The organism is Paenibacillus tabacirhizosphaerae (assembly GCF_040812395.1).
GTDB lineage: Bacteria > Bacillota > Bacilli > Paenibacillales > NBRC-103111 > Paenibacillus_E.
The window spans coordinates 207,950-228,847 of sequence record NZ_JBFNXH010000007.1 but is presented as its reverse complement, the minus strand read 5'-3'; the positions used below and the strand labels follow the sequence as shown (position 1 = coordinate 228,847).

Sequence of the window (20,898 nt, the reverse complement as noted above, 5' to 3'; positions counted from 1 at the left end):
TGCTTTAAAAAGAATGTTAGAACCTGTAGCGGTAACTTTGCGAAGTTTTAGCGACTGGCGTCAGTTTCTGGACACTCTGCCCGAGTTCAAATGGAAAAGGCCGCAATTGATGACAGAAACCACGATGCGCGGCTTATACTGCCAATCGATTTCTTGCAAACGATTGCGGCATTGAGCCTCGATTTCATCTCGTTTCTCAGGATCAGCGCTGAGCAAAAGACCGTTGTAATAAGCTTCAACCCGATCGATTTCGCTCCGGTGCTGCTCATTGGCTTCATCGGCCCAGCTATGATTATAAGCGCTGATTTTGCGTTCTAATGTCATTTCGAGGGCGTTAATGGCTTTTGGCAGCGAAAGGGTGTCAGGCAGAATGTGAGAGCTCGCCGGTAGTTTAGGCGATAAACTTTTGGTTAACAAATGTTTGTGAAAATGTTCCCGGATTTCACCGCTGCTTAATTGAATCGCGAGCGAATGAATCTCGCTGCGCTTACGGTCGCAGGCGAGCTCAACCTTATAATTAACACAGAACCATGTGTCATACACGAGTGTCTGGTGCATCGAAGTTCCCAGGGGGAAGGGTTCTTCGAAGAGATGAACGAATCGCCCGCGTCCGCGAACGATGCTGAAGATTTGCTCCAGCCGCCTGCTTCCGAAGGTGACTTCATCCTGTGGTACACGAGCGGTTACCATCGTCGGGACGAAGCCAAAATAGCGGCCGAGGATGCTGTCCGGGTTGGCGTCCGAGGCTCCTGGGGCTTGTACGGCACCCACGCTGTTGTCAGGCGGTGGTTTAACGGCGATGGCCGCCGCTTTGGGTTTTGCTTCCGCTTTCATCTGTTCGGGGTCGAAGACGAGCTTGTATGTCATCGTCTCCGCTGCTGCTCCTGTGCGTTCCACGAAGCTCCAGTAATAAGGCCGCCCCGTCATTTCCTTGTCCGCCTCCGGTGAAAGTTTCGTCGTCACATAAGCAGGTGATTTCTCGATTATCGTACAGTCATAGGCCTCCAGGAAGCGCATGACGAACGTGTGAATATTTCGTTTATTCATGGCCTTACCTCGGCGGTTTGCGCAGTCGAAACGGGATCGAAGGCATGGGAGAACGCGGTGCCCAGGGCTGGTTCTTGTTCAACCACTGACTGAATCTCGGAAAAGGAATCCCCAAGTTCATCGAGTTTGCGCCGAATATCGTCATTTGAGCCTGCTTCCATGGCCATCTTGAATAAGGAAGTCTCGAGTGAGCCTTTCTTTTCAATCCGCTCCAGAATCGTATCCAACTGGCCAATGACCATCTCGAACATGTTAATTTTCTCATGCAGCAAGGCCAAAATATGTTCTTCGATGGTATGTCTGGTTGATAAATTATAAATGTTCACGTCATGCGTCTGACCCAATCTGTGTACCCGGCCAATCCGTTGTTCCACACGCATCGGGTTCCAAGGCAAATCGAAATTGATCATATTGTGGCAAAACTGCAAGTTAATTCCCTCGCCGCCTGCTTCTGTGGCGACAAGCACCTGTGCGCGGTTGCGGAACAGATCCATCATCCAATCTTTTTTCCCCCGGTTCATGCCGCCACGGTAGGGGACTGCACTGATTTTACGTTCTTTTAAATAGTTCAGCAGATACTCTTGGGAAGCGCGGTACTCGGTGAAAATAATGACCTTATCGTTGATATCCTGAACGAGCTGCATCGTCTGCTCAGCCTTCGTATTTGCTTTTATGCTGCGAATGAGTTCTACGAGCTCCCAGATTTTGGCCCGCATAGGCGAGTCTTCTGCAGTTTTTTTGAAAAGATTGACGAGTGTGATGAATACAGCATCTCGCGAGCTGCACACTTCGCGCTGCAACGTGATCAACGAAAGCATGCTTGTCAAGTCGCCGCGGCTTTCCTGATACCGGGTGCGAACAAAATCCGTCACGCCGTCGTACAGTGCTTGTTCATCTGGCGATAGCGTCAACGGGATGTTCTTGACGACGCGCTTGGTGTAATGCACGCCGCCGTCTCCCCGGCGATTGCGGATCATAACCTTGGACAGCTCATTCTGGAGCATGGCTTCGTTTTTTGGCGTTCTTTTTCCGACGACATAGTTCGTCTTGAAACTGCTTTGAATGCCGAGCTGACCTGGCTTGAGCAGGGTAATCAGGTTGTACAGCTCTTTTAAATCGTTCTGCACCGGAGTGGCGGTGAGCAGCAGACAATATTTTTTGCGCAGCTCGTTTACGAACGTGTAGTTGGTCGTCTTCTTGTTCTTCAGCTTGTGCGCTTCGTCAACGATCAGCATGTCATATTCAAGGCCCATGACAATACCGCGGTGCGGGTCACGCTTGGCGGTATCCATGGAGGCGACGATCACGTCGTTCTGTTGCCACATGTAAGCTTTTTTCTGGGCGACGGCAGGAATGCCGAATTTTGTGTTAAGTTCCCGCACCCATTGAAGAACAAGGGAGGCGGGGACAAGGATCAGTGTTCTGCGGACAAGACCGCGAATCATGTATTCTTTCAGGATCAAGCCGGCCTCGATCGTTTTCCCAAGCCCGACCTCGTCGGCTAAAATGGCACGGCCCCGCAGCTCGTTCAGTACGCGCTTCGCAGTATCAAGCTGATGCGGCATCGGCTCCAACTGGTTCAGATGCACGAGACACTGCATTTCATCGAAGGAGTTGATCAGCCCGGACTCTTCCGATTCGTAGGCGAGCTGATAGAGCGTCCAGTCATCCCAAGGGCCCCCGCCACGTACACGATGATCCAGCTCGGCAAACCATTCTCTGTCGAAATGCATATGAAGTTGAGGATGAATGGGGCGAATGTTCTCTTGCTGTTCATGTTGACGCATGGTGAGCCCTCCCAAGAGCTTTCCGTAAGGAAAGCTTGCATCGTAAGCGTTACTGAGTTTTGCGAAGCAAAACTGACATCGCAAGCAAAAGCTTGCATCGTAAGCGTTACTGAGTTTTGCATAGCAAAACTGACATCGTAAGCCTGTAACGGTTGTTGATTACGTGTTAGTATGTCCAAAATGAATGCTTTCATAACTTTTCCACTTGGCATCTGGAAACAAGCAAATTGCAATAAGTCGATGTGGGCGAAAAGGGGAATGCGGCTTCCAATCTCATCTTGGAGGAACTGGAGTACCTTATTACTGGCAAAAATGCTTCGCAAATGAGTTTCGCGGAACGTGAGTTCTTTATTTGCCTGAAATCCGGCCATCGGACGCCATAAACGTTGAAATAACGAATCCTAGTTCCGCGAACTGAGAAAATTCAGTCTACCTACGCTAAATAGCGTACTCACGTTCCTCGAAATCCTCCATTACAACCTTAGTGAACAGCAAATCCCACCAAGGCAACGCAAGGCGATGCCATTTTATGTTATGATAAAGTTTGTCTTAGGCAATAAAGCGCGAAAGGATGATCCAGCACATGACAGCTTGGCGGTTTATACATACAGGAGATCGTTCTCCTGCTGAAAATATGGCAATTGATGAAGCGATTCTTAACGCGCACAGCGAAGGAAAAGTTCCGCCGACGGTTCGCTTCTATGGATGGAATCCGGCTACGCTGTCGATCGGCTATTTCCAAAAAGCGCAGGAAGTCGATCAGGAAGCTGTAGCCCAGGAGGGAATCGGCTTCGTACGGCGTCCAACGGGAGGAAGGGCCGTTCTGCATGATAAGGAGCTGACATACAGCATCATCGTGGCTGAGGATTACCCGGGTATTCCGCGAAATGTAACGGAAGCGTATCGCGTGCTGAGCGAAGGGCTGCTGCAAGGGTTTCGGGCGCTTGGACTTGGCGCAGAGATGGTCCAGCTCGCTAGTGACGAAGAGAAAGAGAAATATGCCTCCGCCGGGTCGGCTGCTTGTTTTGACTCGCCTTCCTGGTATGAGCTGGTCGTCGAAGGACGCAAAGTCGCCGGCAGCGCTCAAATGAGGCAAAAGAACGTAGTGCTGCAACATGGGTCTATTTTGCTCGATATGGACACGGACCAACTATTCCGTATGCTGCGTTTTTCGAATGAGAAGGTGGCGGAACGCATGAAGATGAGTTTTTTGAAAAAAGCGGTTGCGATCAATGACCTTCTTCGGGTACAGGGCAAACAAGAGGTCACTTTAAAGCAGGTCGAGGAGGCGTTTCGCCGTGAAATAGCGGCTGGGCTTGGCGTAGAATTAGTGGAGTCGGAGCTTTCCGCTTACGAAACGGAACTTACGGAGCGGCTAGTTCGAGAGAAATACAGCACGGACGAATGGAATCTTCGTCGATAAGACGCACATAAGAGACACTCGCCTTTTCCTAAGGGAAGGGCAAGTGCCTCTTTTTTAGCATGTGAAGAATCAAATTAATTAGCAAACGTTAGCTCGAACTGTGCCTGCAATTTACGAGTGAGCGGACCTGGTTCGCCGGATCCTACCAGCTTTCCGTCAATCACGATGACCGGTGTAACCTCTACCGTCGTTCCAGTGATAAACGCTTCATCCGCATCCAACAGTTGCTGTAATGTGAAAGGCTCTTCTTTAATTTGGATCTGCAATGCTTGTGCCAACCGCAGGACCACAGCACGCGTAACGCCATGCAAAATCAAATTGTTGGCAGGGTGAGTGTAAAGGATGCCGTTTCTGATCATCATGAAGTTCGACGCGCTGCATTCGGTTACGACGCCGTTCCGATGCAAAACAACTTCTTGAACGCCATTGTCGAGAGCTGCCTGCTTGGCCATTACATTTGGGAGCAAATTTAACGTTTTCAGGTCGCAGCGCAGCCAACGTATGTCTTCATAAGAGATGGCCTTGATGCCACTTTGAATTGTAGCGAGAGGTCTTTTTACCTCAGTGCAGTAAGCCAGCATAATTGGCTTGGCCTGAGTAGGGAAAGGATGGGCGCGCTGAGCTTCGCCTCTTGTAATTTGCATGTAAATAGTACCTTCGACAAGTCCGTTTTCTCGAACTAGCTGTACCAAAATGTTCCCGATTTTTTCATGCGTGTAGGGGAGATTGATGCGAACCTCGTCTGCACTTTTTTGCAATCGTTTCATATGAGCTTCCTGTTCATAAATTTGGCCGTTATATACACGGAATACCTCGTAAACGCCATCACCGAAATAGTAACCGCGATCATCGGGCGAGAGGTGCAGATCCTTTTTTTCTAAATACGCATCTTTATAAAAATACATCACGAGTACCTCCTGAATGGAAAAAAATTATCGAACAAGTGTTCTAAAATATTGTCTATTATGTTAATCTAATTATAGGGTATCAGACGATTCCTCGATCGTCAAAATGTACCCATGATGCAGTAAACGAGATAGAGGATATGCATCTGATTTTGTCGAAAAATGTCAAAATATATTAGAATGAGGAGCTTGAGAAAGAGAGCATAGACCAGAAAATCATAGATATAGAGAAATAAGCTTGTCTTTATCGAGTAAATTGGTCTGTTAACCATTCGATGCACCACATATAGTGCGGTATAATGAATCTCGCACACCATATATTGTGCTTTACATAAACTTCATGAACAGATTTTGATAGTGATGCTGCTGAATCTGAAGCCTAATGGGAGGGTGTTGTTGTTGGAAATGATGCAGGAAAAGAAGAGATTAGATGGACTGAGCGAGAAGATTTTTTTGGATCGCTATGCGTTAAAAAATGCGGATACAAGCCTTGCGAAAGTGGGCGATACCGTTCTTGTTCTGACAAAAGACGATCCCAAATTCCCAGCCAAAGAAGTAGGCGAAATTATTAGCCGTGAAGGCCAAATCGTAAAAGTACGCACACGCAGCGGAGAAACCGTGGAATCCTCGGTTGAAAAGCTTACGTTGAATATAGAAAAGACGCCGGAAGAAATGTGGGATCGCCTTGCTGGTGCTATGGCTTCTGTGGAGGCGACACCTGAGAAAAGAAGAGAATGGACGGAGAAATTCAGATACATTCTGGACGATTGGAAGCTGGTCCCGGGTGGTCGAATCGCAGCGGGCGCTGATGCAAGCGATGAATTGACACTGTTTAACTGCTACGTAATTCCGTCTCCGCATGATAGCCGCGGTGGCATTATGAGCACGTTGAGTGAAATGACAGAAATTATGTCTCGCGGAGGCGGCGTAGGTATCAATTTATCCTCGCTCCGTCCTCGCCGTTCTGTTGTGAAGGGCGTGAATGGATCATCCAGCGGTGCTGTTTCATGGGGCGGACTGTTCAGTTATACAACAGGATTGATTGAGCAAGGCGGCAGCCGACGCGGCGCACTCATGCTGATGATCAATGACTGGCATCCTGATTTGGAAGATTTCATCACGGTGAAATCGACGATGGGCCAAATTACGAATGCGAATTTATCGGTCTGTGTGAGCAACGGGTTCATGAAAGCCGTCAAGGAAGACCTTGAATGGGAGCTCGTTTTCCCGGATACGACGGACCCAGATTATAACGACAAGTGGGACGGCAACTTAGACGCCTGGAAAAAGCTTGGGAAATCCGTCAAACCTTACCGAACTGTCCGTGCACGCGATGTTTGGCACACGATTATTGAATCCGCTTGGAAGTCCGCCGAGCCTGGCGTTGTTTTTATGGAATATTACAATCAAATGTCGAACAGTTGGTATTTCAATCCGATCATTTGTACAAATCCTTGCGGGGAGCAAGGACTTCCGGCTTGGGGCGTGTGCAACCTGTCAGCCATTAACCTTTCCAAATTCTATGATGCTGAGAAGCATGATGTAGACTGGGCGGATTTGGCCAAAGTTGTCCGTTATTCGACCCGTTTTCTAGATAATGTTATTGACAAGACGCCGTATCATTTTGAGGAAAACCGAATCAACCAACAAGGCGAGCGCCGTGTAGGTCTAGGTTCTATGGGTCTGGCTGAACTGATGATTAAGCTGAAAATCCGCTACGGCAGTCCGGAGTCTCTTGTGTTCCTGGATAACATCTACGGATTCATGGCCAGAGAAGCTTATTTGGCATCAGCGGAAATCGCCGGGGAAAAGGGGTCTTTTAAAGAGTTTATCGCCGATAAATTCCTGGAGAGCGGATTTATGAAAAATATGACGAAAGTATTCCCGGAGGTTGGCGCTGCGATCCAGGCGAACGGAATGCGCAATGTCACAGTCATCACCCAAGCGCCTACGGGAAGCACGGGCACGATGGTTGGCACGTCTACCGGTATTGAGCCATATTTTGCTTTTGAATATTACCGTCAAAGCCGACTGGGCTTCGATAAGCAATATGTGCCGATCGCTCAGGAGTGGAAGGATCAGCATCCAGAGCAAGAACTGCCGGACTACTTCGTTACCGCGATGACATTGACGGCGGAGGACCATATCCGTGCGCAAGCAGCAATTCAAACATGGGTGGATAGCTCCATTTCCAAAACAGCCAACTGTCCTTCAGACTTCACCGTTGAAGAAACGAAACGGTTGTACGAACTGGCCTTCGATCTTGGCTGTAAAGGCGTAACCATCTATCGGGATGGCAGCCGCGATGTGCAGGTGTTGAGCACCAGTGCAGATGGGGATAAGCAGGAAGCGAAAAAAGATGAGGCTGCACCGGCAGCGGTTGCCGAGACAGTTGTGGCGGTGGCAGCGAAGGAAGAAGACAGTTTCTCCGACTTGTCAGGGAAATTGGCCGTTCATGTAGATGCGAAAACGGAACAAGTTTTCGATAAGCAATACAAACGCCGTCCGCAGATACTCCGTGGCGCCACATATAAAGTGAATACGCCATTCGGCATGGCTTACATTACGATTAATGATATGAACGGAACACCGAGCGAAATTTTCCTGAACGTAGGCAAAGCAGGTTCCGACGTGTTCGCCATGTCTGAGGCGCTAGGCCGCGTGTGCTCACTGTTCTTGCGCTACGGCGATCACGGCGACAAAGTGAAGCTGCTCGTGAAGCATCTTAAGGGCATTGGCGGTTCTGGCGCCATTGGTTTCGGCAACAACCGCGTCGAGTCGATCGCAGACGCGGTTGCCAAAGCGCTCGAGCAGCACGACGAAGTGATGAACGAGCAAGACGACGCGCGGCAATACGTGACCGCTACGAGCGAAGTGCTGGAAGCTCCAGCGTCAGCACCAACAGCAACAGCTGCGCCTAGCAGCCATGCCGGCAGCGGCAACAGTCACAGTGCGAGCGCGACTAGCGTCTCGTCGAAGGACCTGTGCCCGTCATGCGGCTCCGCCTCGCTGATTAACAGCGAGGGCTGTAAAAATTGTGCCAACTGCGGCTATAGCAGGTGTTCTTAGGAAGAAGCCGGGGGCTGTTGCCCCGGCTTCTCTCTCTCTGTTGTATATGGCTATGGCAATGCGGGCAAACCAACCCGTCTTTATGCTTTTGCTCTTGAATTTCATCAATCACTCGGGTAAGGGCTGCTACACCTTTGGTCTCCGACTGCAAGAAGCGGATAAGCTGCTGCTTATCGCGATTGTCCAAACCTTTAGTAAGTTCAATCAGTTCTCTCAAATCCAAAGGGCATCAGCTCCAAGCAAATGAATACCATCATTATAGAACAAACGTTCGTAAACTTCAAATATCAACAATGAAGGTTAACATAGCCTTTTAAAAAGGGTTAACCCTTGGTACCCCGGACTTCAGAATCGCTCCAACACTAGCTTTCCAATCATGTCTCCGGCAAGTAGCTTCTCATGGGCCAGGCGCAAATTTGCAGCGTTGATCGGTTCGAGGCGCTGTGTCATCGTAGGTTTTATTTTCCCAACATCAATTAGATCAGCCACTGTATTCAGCAAATGATGTTGTTCAAGCATATCATCCGTTTGAAATTTGGCACGGGTAAACATAAGCTCCCAGTGGAATGAAACGCTTTTGACAAAGAACGAATCCAGATTGACCGGCTTACCTGCCGGAACAATGGAGCAAATTTTCCCTTGCGGGCGTATGACTTCGGCCATGCTTTCCCAATGAAATACCGTGTCGTTTAGACAGAAAATATAATCGACAAAATCAAAACCGTACGCCTTTAATTGCGGACCTAATGCCTCTCTGTGATTGATGATGTAATCCGCCCCATGGTCTTTGGCCCAACGAACCGATTCCTCCCTTGAAGCAGTGCCGATGACCGTTAATCCTGCGAGCTTGGAAAACTGGGTCGCAACCGACCCGACACCCCCTGCGGCGCCTATAATCAGAATCGTTCGATTTTTATTTTCTAATTCGTTCTGGTTTACTCCTAACCGGTCGAATAATGCCTCCCAGGCGGTAAGCGATGTTAACGGCATTGCTGCGGCTTGGGCATAGTTCAACGTTCTCGGCTTCCTTCCGACAATCCGTTCGTCGACAAGATGAAACTCACTATTGCATCCGGGGCGGTCCACATCTCCAGCATAGTACACTTCGTCTCCTGGTTTAAATAAGATACAATCCGGTCCAACTTGTTCAATAATTCCTGCGGCATCCCATCCGAGTATTTGAGGGTTATTATGGTCACTCTTACCGCTGGTTCGGGTTTTTACGTCGACTGGATTGACGGATATTGCTTTCACCCTGACCAATAAATCCTTGCCCGTCGGAACAGGTTTTTCCAGTTCTAAATCCATAATACTTTCAGGATTGCTTAAAGGGAGATCAGACCGGTAAAAACCTACGGCCTTCATCAACTGACGGTTGGTCATATTGAATCATCCTTTCCAAATTAAAGGTGCATGTTACCTTTTCATATTATGATATATACAAAAATTAGAAAAGTACGCAGAATTTTATTATATAGTATTAAAAATCAAACTATTTGGAAGGAAAGGGGCTTTGGGCGATCGAAGGAAAAAGTACGGCATGATTCCGAGCATGGAAGGGTGTCCTGTTGAAACAACATTGGATGTCATCGGGGGAAAATGGAAAGGGATCATTCTTTATCATCTTATAGATGGTCCGAAAAGATTTAATGAATTCCGCCGTCTCTATCCGGGAATTACGCATTTCATGCTTACGTTGCAGCTTCGTGAGCTTGAACGGGACGGCATTATTCACCGCGAGGTTTATAAACAGGTACCTCCTAAAGTGGAATATTCGCTGACTGAATTCGGAAGAACATTGGAATCAATCATTTTGTCCATGAGAAATTGGGGAGAAACTTACAAAGACAGGCTGGGTGATATTAGATTAAAACCGCAGCAAGGGGAAGAAGCTCAACAGCTAGATTAAGCTTTCTGGGAACTATAGTTGAATAGTGGCAGCCACAGAAGAGAAACTTTGCAAGATTGGATACTTCCACTGTTTCTATGATGATCACAAAAGCGAAGTTGAACTCCTCTCATACATAGACGACTATGCAATTAAAACCCGCTGTCTGTGTAGAGGGGGCTGATATGAAAAAATAGAGGCTTTCCCTTGAGGGAATAGCCTCTATCCTTTACGCGAGCGGCTCCAGCACCAGCACGTAGCCGCGTGTCCCGTCCAGCCGGATGCGGTCACCGTCGCGGATCAAACGCGTTGCACCGTCGATGCCGACGACGGCGGGAATGCCGTACTCGCGCGCCACGACCGCGCCGTGAGTCATGAGTCCGCCGACCTCCATCACAAGGCCGACAGTGGAATGAAACAGCGGCGTCCAGCCCGGGTCGGTGAAGGGGGCGATCATGATCTCACCCTTGCTCAGTTTCGCCTCCTCCGGACGCATGACCACGCGGGCGATGCCTTCGACGACGCCGGCCGACACCGGCGTCCCGAGCAGGGCGCCCGCCGGCGCATCCTGCTGTTTGCGCCGTCCCGTGATGATCTCGCCTTCACTAGTCATCAGGCGTGGAGGCGTAAGCGTCCGGTACCGTTCCAGCTCTTCCTTCCGCTGCTGCAGCAGTTGCGCCAGCGTTTCCGGATGCTCCCCTTGCGTCAGCCTTAACAGTTCGTCAAGGCTGAAATAAAAGACGTCGTCCGCCCGTTCAAGAACGCCGGATTCGGCCAGCAGCGCTCCTTCCGCCAGCAGCCCTTCGCGTATGATGCCGAAATGCTGGATCATCAAATATTTGGGATGCTCGCGCAACGCCATAAGCCCGCGGAATGCGCACAGCAGGCGGCCCATCAGCTTCGCCTTGAACCAGCCCAGCGGCTGTTTGCGCAGCCGCGCAAGCAAAACGCGGCCCGCTGCTTCTGCCTCTGCAGCCCCTTGCGCGAACTTCGTCCGGTGCTCGCCGGGCTGCATGCTGCGCATATGGCTGTCGATAGACGGCAGCAGCGTGCTCGGGTCATCGCGCCATCTGGGCCGCGTTATATCAATTTCTCCGGGGCAGCGCATCCCGTAGAGCTTCATAAAACGGTCCCACGCCTGACCGAAGACGTCGCCGCCGTGGACCTGGTGCAGCTGCTCCCGGAAGTGTGCGGGGTCGCCGTGCCGGATCAGCTCGATCACCTGCGGGAACGGCCGGGCGGTATCGGCCAGATCCCCGATCATAAGGCCCATCTCGCTCGTGGCATTCCCCTGCAGCCCCCGATTGAGCACATGGACGGCTTCCGAGTCACCAAGCCAGCGAACAGACAGAGCCTGAAGAAGACGCGAGGAGATAATCCCCGGAAGCGGATACGGTAACAAAGCAGGGAAGATGTCGCGCATCAACGAACCGATCTGCTCCTGAACGCGCAGGATTCGTTCCGGCCCAGATAGGCCGGCAAGCTTACTTTTTCCTTGCTTAATGGAAGATTGGATATAGGCATTCACTGTTTGTTGTGCTTTGGAAAGATCCGCAAGCCACATATTGCGGAATGCACGCACAAGAATGGGGCCTAAAAAACGAGCCATTTCTTTTTTCAGTCCGGGCGCTTTCGGCAAATGACGGATAAATGACTCCTGCTGCACATAATCCTCGGCGCCGATCGCCATCAACTCATCCACATTGTACAGGACCTTGGGAAACAAGGTTCGAGCAGGTTTCAAGGTGAACAGCTTGGTAATATCCACATACATCCGCCCGCCGGCAGCTGCCGTGAACCTGCTCTCCGCCCTAACGGTCGGCTTGCCAAAAGGCAGCATCGTCCGCAGCAGCGACAAGCCCATCGGCTTCATAGCGTCCGTCATCATCTGCTGATGACCGAACGAGAGGAGCAGGTGCGGGCTTTCGCCAGATGTAACGGGAACGTGAGCGAGCGGATAGAGCGACGTAATGGGTCGGCTTTGCACGATATATAAACATCCCTGCGCATAGCACCACTCGATATCCTGCTCGGAGCCATAATGCGCTTTGATTTTCTCGCCGAGCAGCGCAAGCTCTAGCACCTGCTCATCTGCCAGCGCTGCACGCTCCTGCTCGGATTCGGGCAGATCTTGTGTATCCGTACCGCCGTCAGGCAAAGCGTAGATCGCCAGCTTTTTGCGGGCGATTTTTTTACTCCATAATGCTCCTTGACGAACCTGGTACAAATCGGCGGAGACGAGACCGGAAACAAGCGCCTCCCCGAGTCCAAAGCTGGCATCAATGGAAACGGTGCCTCTATGACCGCTGATCGGATCCGCCGTGAACATGATTCCGGATACCTCAGGAAACACCATTTGCTGCACAACCACAGACAAGAATACAGCGCGGTGGTCGAAGCGGTTTTTCGCCCGGTATGAGATGGCGCGGTCCGTAAATAGGGAGACCCAACAATTGCGAATGGCCGTGAGCAGCTGCTCCTCGCCGCGCACATTTAAGTAAGTGTCTTGCTGTCCGGCAAACGACGCTGTAGGCAAATCCTCTGCAGTCGCACTGGATCGGACGGCATAGGCCTGCGTGGCTCCGCATCGGCGCCAGCTCTCGAGGATGGCGAATTGAATGTTTCCTGGGATCGGGACTTTGGCCAGGTGCTGGCGAATAGTCCGGCCTAATGCGGAAATTTCGTCTAATTGATCAGCTTGAAGCTGATCCAGCTCCAGGAAATAATCGGACATAGCCGCGCTCTGTTCGAGAAAAGCCCGAAACGCTTGCGTCGTCAAGCAAAAGCCGGGGGGTACAGGAAAGCCCTCCTGCGTTAATTCCCCCAAGTTAGCCCCTTTGCCGCCGACCACCGGAAGACTATGTTTATCGATTTGTGCAAAATCAAGTACATAAGGGTTCATGGCTGACACGCTCCTTTATATAATTAATCTATGCGAAGCCCTTCCATAAACAGCGGGTGAAGCTTCACAATTTCATTTTTGATGCGTTCAAACGTATTCTGCAGGATAAGAAGCGGATCGCTGCCGCCGCGAAGCTGCATTTGCCCGGCGATGCCGGACGCTATCGTGTTCAAGGTCTGATCCAGTACAGCCTATGCAATTTATTCTCCTTGATAAACTCACGGAGTTGCTGCTTTGTCCATAATCCCAAGTGCTCTCCCTAACCTTTCTCTTACTTCTATTTTATTAGGTTTTGAGAGTTTACACATTTTATTTTACAGACTCCGTATTAACTGCTGCAAAGCGGGTGGATATGAAGGGTTCTTATCAACTGTGATTACACGTGGTGATTGATTATGAGGCGAAGATAACGAAGGCAGTAAAAATAGCTGCTGGTCAAACCGATTCCCTCTTGGGGTCGCATGAAGTAGTAACACAAGCACAAAAAGCAAAAAAAATGGTTTATTGACACTATCCATTACTTGGCGCACTTGCTTCAGGATTTAAAATAATTGAGCATATGTTGATTTGTCAGCGTTTGGATATCTCTATTGCAGCTTTCGATATACTTGATATAGAAATTTATTTAAACCCTGCAGCTTGACTTAGAATGCAAATTTGTAATTGCCCGCGAACTCCTTCATGCAGGACTTCGACACCATGAACGCTGCCAAGGCAGAGATCATTATTTATGGAATGTGGCTTGTGATTATGTTATTAATCATTGGTTAGTTGAAATGCGAACCGGTGATTTCCCACAAGTTGGCATTCTAATGGATGAAGACATGAAGGGACGGTCAGCAGAGTCGATTTATAATCAAATCGTTACAGATATTCGCACTTATCGAAAACTACAAACTTTGCGTAGTGCAGGAGGAGGGGATATTTTAGATAAAGGGAGAAGACAGTTTTGGGATCCAAGGGATGGCACCAGCATGGGTGAATTTGTAAAAATGCCCTACAACAAGGACTTATTTATCATCAGGAAATGGGTAGAGGAGCTATTCCTACTGGTCTAATCGAAGAAAATTAAAGCGCTTGGCCAACCGCCAATCTCATGTGATGAAGAGCTAGCTAAATGGTTTGATCAATATTTTTCCCCGATTGAAAAAATGCGCACCTATGCTAGAGTTAGCCGCAAAGATGCTAAACCAAAGACATTCCCATACGGTGTCTTATTTGCGAACTCTGATTTCAGTTCAATTACGTATCTGTCTCGTAGTGGATGGAACGGCAGTAATGGCTTAATGTTTGCAGGACCTGCTACGACTCGAAAACAAGCTCTTATCATTTCTAATGAACTTATGAAAAAATATTTGCAAAGAGTCGATACTGGCGAGGGGACCTTTGTCTTAAAGTAAACGGATAACGATAGCTTAATAATCATCGAGAAGGCTACCGACAGCAAATTGATCGGCAGCCTTCTCAGCTCCCTCGAAGAATAAGGATTTGTTCACGAATGCTCGCTCATTCGCAGGATTTCACGTGTTGTTTTAAATAGGAGTTTAAATGAGTGGATAGTGTGGGCTAGGCATTTCCGTTTGAGTGCATGCGGGAACAGAAGGTGTTAATGATTTTACAACATCTTCCATAAAAAAGTTATGCTGCACGCCTCTCTCCACAAGGTCCTTGGGGATTCATTCTCCCAAATCTCGACGGGTCTATGCCCTCACATTCCTTCGTCCTATCTATCCAAGGTGTGGAGTCCGATCAACGTTAACGGAACGGGTCTAAGCCCTAAAGCGTAAAAATCTCGGTGCTCCGTGCTTTCTTTGTGAAATCCTGCGAATGAGCCAATCTACACGTCTGGGTTACGATTTACTATTTAAGCTGCTAATGGTGGCTGGGATGTATGGCTTGGAATGCCTCATTAATTTGCAAAGACGATGATTTATCTGGTATAAGTTTAGCGCCCCCAGAGGAAAAGGATTGGATTGATACTATAATCAGCATTACGTTTGATGACGAGGAAACACTGATTTTTCTTCTATATGGTGGCATCGAAGGATTTTTACTGCATGGACCGAAGCTCTTACAGAGTTGCAATGTAAGCGTAAAATAGTCCCCATCTAGCGATCAGATGGAGACTATTTTACACTTATTTGGAAAAACTGTTCTGCTTTATGCCAATGGCGGTCGCTCCTATCCGAGACCCGACCGCTCTTGTTGCGCCGACCACAGTAGCCGAGTTAGTTCGCGTGTGCGACGGCACTAATTTCAATCAATTGCTCAGGGAACGCAAGATATGTCACGCCTATGAGACTGCCTGCAGGCCGGTGTTGCCCTACGTATTCCTTGAACAGCCGGATGACCGGCTCGGAATGTTCTTGAGCGTTTGTCAAATAGATCTCCACATAAGCGAGGTTCGACCTCGTGACATCAAATCCCGCCAGCACGCGATCAAGATTTTCCAGCGTTTGCCGAGTCTGCGCCTCGATATCGCCTTTGCCAACGAAAGTGCCCTCTGTGTTGTGGGAAAATTGTCCTGAAATGTAGATAGTTCCGTTTACGGAGTATCCCTGGGTAATTCCGTGATCCCAAAGATCGTGATTGTAGGTTTTGACATTAGTCATTTCGTTCTCTCCTTTACTTAAAGTAAGGTTAGTATAGAATTAAAACATATAAAAAAATAGTACGCACTTTGTTGATAGGTACTACCAGAAAGGATAGTGTAAATATGAGCATGTCTGAATACAAAGGTAAAATTAAGAATATTAAAGATACACCTTTTGGTTATACATTATCAGTTATTGGTGGTAAATGGAAAATGGTTATTATTTACCTCCTAGCAGAAAACCAACCGGTTCGCTTTAATGATCTGAAAAGACAGATAGGAGCTATTACTTATAAAACATTGAGTTCACAACTTAAAGAATTGGAAGCAGATGGTATGGTGAAACGAAAAGAGTATCCTCAAGTTCCCCCTAAAGTCGAGTACAATCTCACAGATAAAGCGGAATCACTGTTACCCGTTTTGGAAGAGTTATGTGAATGGGGAGTAAAAAATCAAAAGTGAACATCAAATAGTCCCCCAGTGAGCTTCAAATAGCCCCCACCTTACTAATAATACAGAAGAAAAATTAAGGCAGATTAGATTGATCGGACAATCGGCAGAGATTGCTGCCGTTGTCAGCTTGAGGATTTGGTTTGGTTGGATGAACGTATAAGAGATTTCTGGCCATATTTAATGGCCTGGTTGGGAGTTACGTGAACATAACGATCAGTTTGAAATGCATGCTCAAATAACGGCTGGCGCCTTACAATTTCCAGAAGTAAATTCTACAAAAATACTGTCAGAAATAAAATCTTCGCTTCTTCGAGCGACGGTTAATCCTCTAAACACTTTGTCTTCGTTGGTAAAGAGATTGCACAAGATGGCAAAGAAGTTAAAGTCAGCCCCAGCGCTTACTTGCATGAGCATTACCGCATTCCAGAAACTACGCGTGAAGAGATCGTTCGATATGCTTTTTCTATACTCGAGAACAATAAAAAATGAAATATTTTTTCTAACGAATTCTGCAACAACAATAACGGAGTCACGCGGGTTTGCGGGCTCCGTTTTCTAATTAATTCTGGAATATCACACTTTTCTTCTACTCTACTCTCTTTTCTCTCTCTGTACATACAAGGGAGCTGATCTGCTTCGTTGTTTTGTATTTTATTTAAAGTCCAACATAAAGATATGATTATTTCTCGCGTGAAATGGTTAAAAGGAGAGGGCCATTAATACTTACGCAAATGTAGGTTACAAGAACATTGTCTCATTTATTGCCGCGTAAATCGCGGTATTTTTATTTTATTGTCAAATTTGAATCACAAGAATTTTATCCCATTCCCGACGAAGCAAGCCTGATGCTAAAGGAAGGAGGCTGAAAAGCTAAAGTCATTCTTGCTGAGTGGGCGCTCTGACTTCGAATATGCCCGCACTTGTTCAGCAAGCCCTACGTATATAAATCATACGAAAAGGCAATGTTGAAAAGATTAACTTATCTGTAAGCGCACCTCGGTATTGACGTTGGAGATGTATGTTGCTATCGCTGCACGAGCTGAAAAGGAGAAATTTCATGACATGCTCATCGACATCGCTAATAACATTGCCAGAATAACAAAGTCTGCAGGCAGAAAATCCGTTTATCATTTTACGAGAGCGAGAAATTTATCGGCAATAGCTCATTTTGATTCTTTATGGTCAAGCCATCGCATTTTGCCGTACTCTGAAGGCGATCGTCGCTTGGCAATCAAAGAAGTATGTCATAGAGGGTTTGAAATAACTGTCAATGCGCATCTTCGTATTCCTGCAGATATGATGGAGGGGGACTGCACCGTTGAACAATTCAGATCTTATCTGGACAGACATGTTTTCTTTTGGCCAACTCGACAAGATTGTCTCAAGATGCTGACTACTTATCAACGAAGAGAGCCTTCCGAACATTTTGCAGTGCTGGAACTGGAAGCGAGCCCGCTACTGTTGGCGCACTGGAAGTCTGTCCGGTTGTCCAAGTACGACTCCGGCAGTTCGCCCCGATTTCCGAAGCACTGCATGTACAGGAAGAGCCCTGAAATGTTTTTATCGCTTGCCGATTTTGGCAACAAGAACAATTATACAGTTCCCGTAAAACCGTCAGAAATCAAAGAGATACTTATTGAAAATCAAGTACGCTTCATTACACATTTATTAAAAGCGGTGTATACTGACAATCTCGAAGATATACCGATCAATTGGTTGGGATTTTCCAAATCTTTGCATGTCCTTTTTGAAAAGTAAAATGACTTGTACATCATGCTAAAGGAGTGGCCGATGCTTAGGCGATGGAAGCGAACAATCATAAAAATGTATACTGAACTCTTACTTCGGCACGGATTTCCAGTTCTCCTGGTTGGATCGGAGTCGGAGCGGCTGCGCTTTCTGCGAGTAGTGAGGCTTGAAAAGGAATCGCTGGTTCAATGACTCGGGTTTCCTCTGTTATTTTTATAGGAGTTCTAACTAGCGTTACGCCTAACGTTCTTGTAATAGTGTTGCCTTTGTTTTCGGCATTTTGAATGGCAATTGACAGAGCTTGGTTATAGTATATTTCGGGATTTGCTGTTGTGAATCGTATGCTCGAGACGATGTTTGCTCCGCTTTTGACAGCCGTATCGACAACAAGCCCCGTCAGTTCAACTCTATCTATCGTGAGCTGAATCTGATGCGTCACTCGGTAGCCTCTCAAAGTTTGAGTTCCATGCTCATAGTTGTACTGTATTTCGATTCTGTAAGTGACCGTCTGAATTTGTTCTCTCGGAATGTTTAGCCTTAACAAGGCGTTAATTACATTTGTTACGGTGGAGGCATTTTCACTTTGGGCGGTGGCTAGACTCGGGCTTTCCGTTATTACGCCCAGAACAATAATGGCTCTGTTTGGAGCCGTTGAAACCGTTCCTTCCCCTGTAACATCAACCAATGGCCGGTTGTGAGATAAGGGAACAGCCGAAGCTGGTGAAGACAACGGATGAGAATTATACATACGCGCAACAACCTTTCCCGTTCATTGTATATAAATAATATATTTATGACCTGGTGCGATCATTCCATTCATAAGTAAATGAGTTTTTCACAATGCTCACATAAAATAAAGAATATATGGCTAAGCAGTCCGTATATTAAGGTCAAGTAAAATAGTTCCGTATTCATTTTGTACTAGAGTGTGACTTTAAACTATAAAACTGCCACAAATTCTGGTAAACTTCTCTTATGAGAAGACGATACGAAATACGAGATGATCAATCGAAAAGACGATCGCTATTCCTGAAATTAGGAATAGCGATCGTCTTTTGTTTTGTTCGGGGTATGAGGTCTTGCCCCGAATGCAAATTTCCTTTGCTTGGTTTTTTTGTGCAAAAACAAGAATGTAATGTGCAAGAGAATGAACTGTGGATTCGTTATTCTGAGATAGTAATGAAATAATTTCGATAACGCGAGGAGGAATCCCAATGATGGGAATCGCATTGACTGGTAATTACAGAAGAGTTTAGGAGTTTAATATTTTAGTTTAATTATGAGAGGTTGGATGAAAAATGACTCAAGAAATGAACAAAAATTTGGAATTAGTTCAGAGATTCTTCGCATGTTATGGAAGTGGCGATTTGGAAACTATGAAGCGTGAAATTTTAGCTGAAGATGTGATTTGGATAATTCCAGGACATCATCCGCTGGCAGGTGTGAAGAAAGGCGCGAATGAGATTGTTGATTATTTTGCGACTATTGCCAAAGCAAATTTTAAAGCCGAGGTGATTTCGCTCTCCGCCAGTGAGAATCATGTGGTCGATGTCCATCGTGGTTGGGGGGAGTACGGCGAACATAAAGTGGATATGAACTGGGTTCTTGTCTATCAAATTGAGAACGGACGAATTAAGCAAGCTCAAAATTTTGCTGCAGATCAACACGAAGCTGATCAATTCTTTTGGAAGGTTTGGGGGGACGAACTTAAACCCGTTCCGGCTCGACTTAGAAGCGAGGATTAGGATTTCCGAAAAGTCCTATAGTTATGGAGGTGATGAAATGAATAAATCCATTAAGATCTTCGGTGGAACAGGTCGAACGGGGAGTCTAATCGCTTCCCTATTGGCCGATAAAGGGGAATCCGTCGTGATAGCGACCAGAGATCCACACAATGTAAGAACGATTGCCTCCTCTTTCATCCATTATCGGTACGGCGATATCACTCAGAAAGAGGGGATGAAAGAACTGCTTACCGACAGCAAAGCCATAATCATCATTGTAGAGTCGGATGAGAGCGCCAATTCTCCATATAGTCCCAAGAACGTCCACTACCTCGGGTTACTGAATATTATCGAAATTGTGAAAGAACTGCAATTGGAAGTACATGTTGTGTTAGTTACGCAGATCTACATCACAAGACCAGAGCTTTATCCAGAAGTAAAAGAGATTATTTTCTGGAGAGGGCAGGCGGAACAAGCTTTGCGGGATTCTGGTATAGCTTATACGATCGTGCGTCCAAGTTGGCTGACCAACGAAGCCTCTCAACCCGTTCGTTTGGAGCAAGGAGATACCGGTAATGGCAGCATTACCAGGATTGATGTGGCACGAATATGTGCAGAAGCTTCATTGTCTCTGGAGGCGCGTTCAAAAACGTTTGAAACCTTCAATGACGAGAGGGCAAACTCAAGCCCTTTTATCGACTGGTCTGAACGCTTTTCGCAATTGAAAACCGATGGATAGTAAAACAGGCTGCCAGACGATTACGTTTGGCAGCCTGTTTTTTTAGTTCGCATTCGTTATAAAAAACATTAGTTCAACAATTCTTTTCAAACTCGCGCGGTGTAAGTCCGGTGGCTCTTTTGAAGTGTCTGTGAAAGTGGCTTTGATTAGCGAAGCCAAGCAACAACGCTACTTCCGACAAGACTAGCTGCTTCCTTTTCATAAGCTCCTTAGCCTTCTCAATTCTCAGATGAAGGAAAAATTGGTAGGGAGTAAAGCCAGTCACTTGCTTAAACATTCTGTTGACATGTGTAGGACTGATATGGACAACTGACGATAGTTCTGCAATGGATATATCACGATCCAAGTTTGCATTCATATAATCAATGAGCTTACCTATTTCGCGTATGTTCAAGCTGCTTGAGGTAGGTGGTTGTTTTTGGGTCGAGGAGTAAGTCTGCAGGAGATGGGAGGTGAGCAGGTTTACTAGCGAATCGGCATACAATTTGCCATTCGCGCCACTCATCCGTACTTCCTCCGCCAACCACTGGCCGATATGAAACAGCCTCGGTTGCAGATGCTCCCAATTCAGGGCTGCACTGGTTATGTCACGATTGGGCGTAAGCACTTATAACTCATT

The 20,898-nt window shown here is 47.3% G+C and carries 18 protein-coding genes and 1 pseudogene; 9 read left to right on the top strand and 10 right to left on the bottom strand.

The window, feature by feature from the left end; genetic code table 11:
* Nucleotides 1-60: 60 nt before the first annotated feature.
* Both ABRS97_RS15245 and ABRS97_RS15240 read right to left on the bottom strand, forming a co-directional pair.
* Nucleotides 61-1,047: a YqhG family protein gene (locus ABRS97_RS15245; RefSeq protein ID WP_367814925.1), complete on the bottom strand. Its 987-nt coding sequence runs from the start codon at nucleotides 1,045-1,047 to the stop codon at nucleotides 61-63.
* A complete protein-coding gene (locus tag ABRS97_RS15240) occupies nucleotides 1,044-2,834 on the bottom strand; it encodes a DEAD/DEAH box helicase (protein ID WP_367814926.1) in 1,791 nt (596 codons plus the stop codon). The genes ABRS97_RS15245 and ABRS97_RS15240 overlap by 4 nt, the downstream gene beginning before the upstream one ends.
* A gap of 583 nt (nucleotides 2,835-3,417) precedes the next feature.
* On the opposite strand from ABRS97_RS15240, the gene ABRS97_RS15235 reads away from it, so the two are divergent.
* The gene (locus ABRS97_RS15235; RefSeq protein ID WP_367814927.1) at nucleotides 3,418-4,257 is read left to right on the top strand and encodes a lipoate--protein ligase family protein; all 840 of its coding nucleotides are present in this window, start codon (nucleotides 3,418-3,420) and stop codon (nucleotides 4,255-4,257) included.
* Between the two features lie 74 nt (nucleotides 4,258-4,331).
* On the opposite strand, the gene dat is transcribed toward ABRS97_RS15235, so the two are convergent.
* On the bottom strand, nucleotides 4,332-5,162 hold the full coding sequence (dat, locus tag ABRS97_RS15230) for a D-amino-acid transaminase (RefSeq protein ID WP_367814928.1): 831 nt from the start codon (nucleotides 5,160-5,162) through the stop codon (nucleotides 4,332-4,334).
* 405 nt (nucleotides 5,163-5,567) lie between these two features.
* Between dat and ABRS97_RS15225 the strand changes: the two genes are divergently transcribed.
* Nucleotides 5,568-8,231, top strand: coding sequence for an adenosylcobalamin-dependent ribonucleoside-diphosphate reductase (locus tag ABRS97_RS15225; RefSeq protein WP_483312463.1), 2,664 nt, complete (start codon nucleotides 5,568-5,570; stop codon nucleotides 8,229-8,231).
* Between the two features lie 46 nt (nucleotides 8,232-8,277).
* Here the strand turns inward: ABRS97_RS15225 and ABRS97_RS15220 are convergent.
* Nucleotides 8,278-8,454 (bottom strand): annotated as a pseudogene (locus ABRS97_RS15220) (IS1595 family transposase); the annotation flags it as partial.
* Nucleotides 8,455-8,576: 122 nt separating this feature from the next.
* Nucleotides 8,577-9,614, bottom strand: a complete 1,038-nt coding sequence (locus ABRS97_RS15215; protein ID WP_367814929.1) for a zinc-binding alcohol dehydrogenase family protein — start codon at nucleotides 9,612-9,614, stop codon at nucleotides 8,577-8,579.
* Between the two features lie 157 nt (nucleotides 9,615-9,771).
* Here ABRS97_RS15215 and ABRS97_RS15210 point away from each other — a divergent pair, with 157 nt between their 5' ends.
* A complete protein-coding gene (locus ABRS97_RS15210; protein WP_367814930.1) occupies nucleotides 9,772-10,140 on the top strand; it encodes a winged helix-turn-helix transcriptional regulator in 369 nt (122 codons plus the stop codon).
* A gap of 208 nt (nucleotides 10,141-10,348) precedes the next feature.
* Here ABRS97_RS15210 and ABRS97_RS15205 read toward each other — a convergent pair whose 3' ends face one another.
* Together ABRS97_RS15205 and ABRS97_RS15200 are read right to left on the bottom strand one after the other, a co-directional pair.
* The gene (locus tag ABRS97_RS15205) at nucleotides 10,349-13,021 is read right to left on the bottom strand and encodes a phosphoenolpyruvate synthase (protein WP_367814932.1); all 2,673 of its coding nucleotides are present in this window, start codon (nucleotides 13,019-13,021) and stop codon (nucleotides 10,349-10,351) included.
* Nucleotides 13,022-13,044: 23 nt separating this feature from the next.
* The gene (locus tag ABRS97_RS15200) at nucleotides 13,045-13,194 is read right to left on the bottom strand and encodes a hypothetical protein (protein WP_367814934.1); all 150 of its coding nucleotides are present in this window, start codon (nucleotides 13,192-13,194) and stop codon (nucleotides 13,045-13,047) included.
* 459 nt (nucleotides 13,195-13,653) lie between these two features.
* Between ABRS97_RS15200 and ABRS97_RS15195 the strand changes: the two genes are divergently transcribed.
* Both ABRS97_RS15195 and ABRS97_RS15190 read left to right on the top strand, forming a co-directional pair.
* Complete coding sequence (locus ABRS97_RS15195) at nucleotides 13,654-14,079, top strand: DUF2201 family putative metallopeptidase (RefSeq protein WP_367859118.1); 426 nt, start codon at nucleotides 13,654-13,656, stop codon at nucleotides 14,077-14,079.
* A gap of 833 nt (nucleotides 14,080-14,912) precedes the next feature.
* Nucleotides 14,913-15,122, top strand: coding sequence for a hypothetical protein (locus ABRS97_RS15190; protein WP_367814935.1), 210 nt, complete (start codon nucleotides 14,913-14,915; stop codon nucleotides 15,120-15,122).
* 127 nt (nucleotides 15,123-15,249) lie between these two features.
* Here the strand turns inward: ABRS97_RS15190 and ABRS97_RS15185 are convergent, their stop codons facing one another.
* Entirely contained in the window at nucleotides 15,250-15,633 is a 384-nt protein-coding gene (locus tag ABRS97_RS15185) for a RidA family protein (RefSeq protein ID WP_367814937.1), read from the bottom strand.
* A 104-nt stretch (nucleotides 15,634-15,737) separates the two neighbouring features.
* On the opposite strand from ABRS97_RS15185, the gene ABRS97_RS15180 reads away from it, so the two are divergent.
* Together ABRS97_RS15180 and ABRS97_RS15175 are read left to right on the top strand one after the other, a co-directional pair.
* Entirely contained in the window at nucleotides 15,738-16,076 is a 339-nt protein-coding gene (locus tag ABRS97_RS15180) for a winged helix-turn-helix transcriptional regulator (RefSeq protein ID WP_367814938.1), read from the top strand.
* A gap of 1,053 nt (nucleotides 16,077-17,129) precedes the next feature.
* Nucleotides 17,130-17,825, top strand: a complete 696-nt coding sequence (locus tag ABRS97_RS15175) for a DUF7002 family protein (protein ID WP_367814939.1) — start codon at nucleotides 17,130-17,132, stop codon at nucleotides 17,823-17,825.
* A gap of 58 nt (nucleotides 17,826-17,883) precedes the next feature.
* Here ABRS97_RS15175 and ABRS97_RS15170 read toward each other — a convergent pair whose 3' ends face one another.
* A complete protein-coding gene (locus tag ABRS97_RS15170) occupies nucleotides 17,884-18,564 on the bottom strand; it encodes an SIMPL domain-containing protein (RefSeq protein ID WP_367814941.1) in 681 nt (226 codons plus the stop codon).
* 550 nt (nucleotides 18,565-19,114) lie between these two features.
* Between ABRS97_RS15170 and ABRS97_RS15165 the strand changes: the two genes are divergently transcribed.
* Nucleotides 19,115-19,561 carry a nuclear transport factor 2 family protein gene (locus ABRS97_RS15165; protein ID WP_367814943.1) on the top strand — a complete coding sequence of 149 codons (447 nt, stop codon included), beginning with the start codon at nucleotides 19,115-19,117 and terminating at the stop codon, nucleotides 19,559-19,561.
* 37 nt (nucleotides 19,562-19,598) lie between these two features.
* Nucleotides 19,599-20,279 carry an SDR family oxidoreductase gene (locus tag ABRS97_RS15160; RefSeq protein ID WP_367814944.1) on the top strand — a complete coding sequence of 227 codons (681 nt, stop codon included), beginning with the start codon at nucleotides 19,599-19,601 and terminating at the stop codon, nucleotides 20,277-20,279.
* 73 nt (nucleotides 20,280-20,352) lie between these two features.
* Here the strand turns inward: ABRS97_RS15160 and ABRS97_RS15155 are convergent, their stop codons facing one another.
* Entirely contained in the window at nucleotides 20,353-20,886 is a 534-nt protein-coding gene (locus tag ABRS97_RS15155) for a helix-turn-helix domain-containing protein (RefSeq protein WP_367859116.1), read from the bottom strand.
* Between the last annotated feature and the right edge of the window lie 12 nt (nucleotides 20,887-20,898).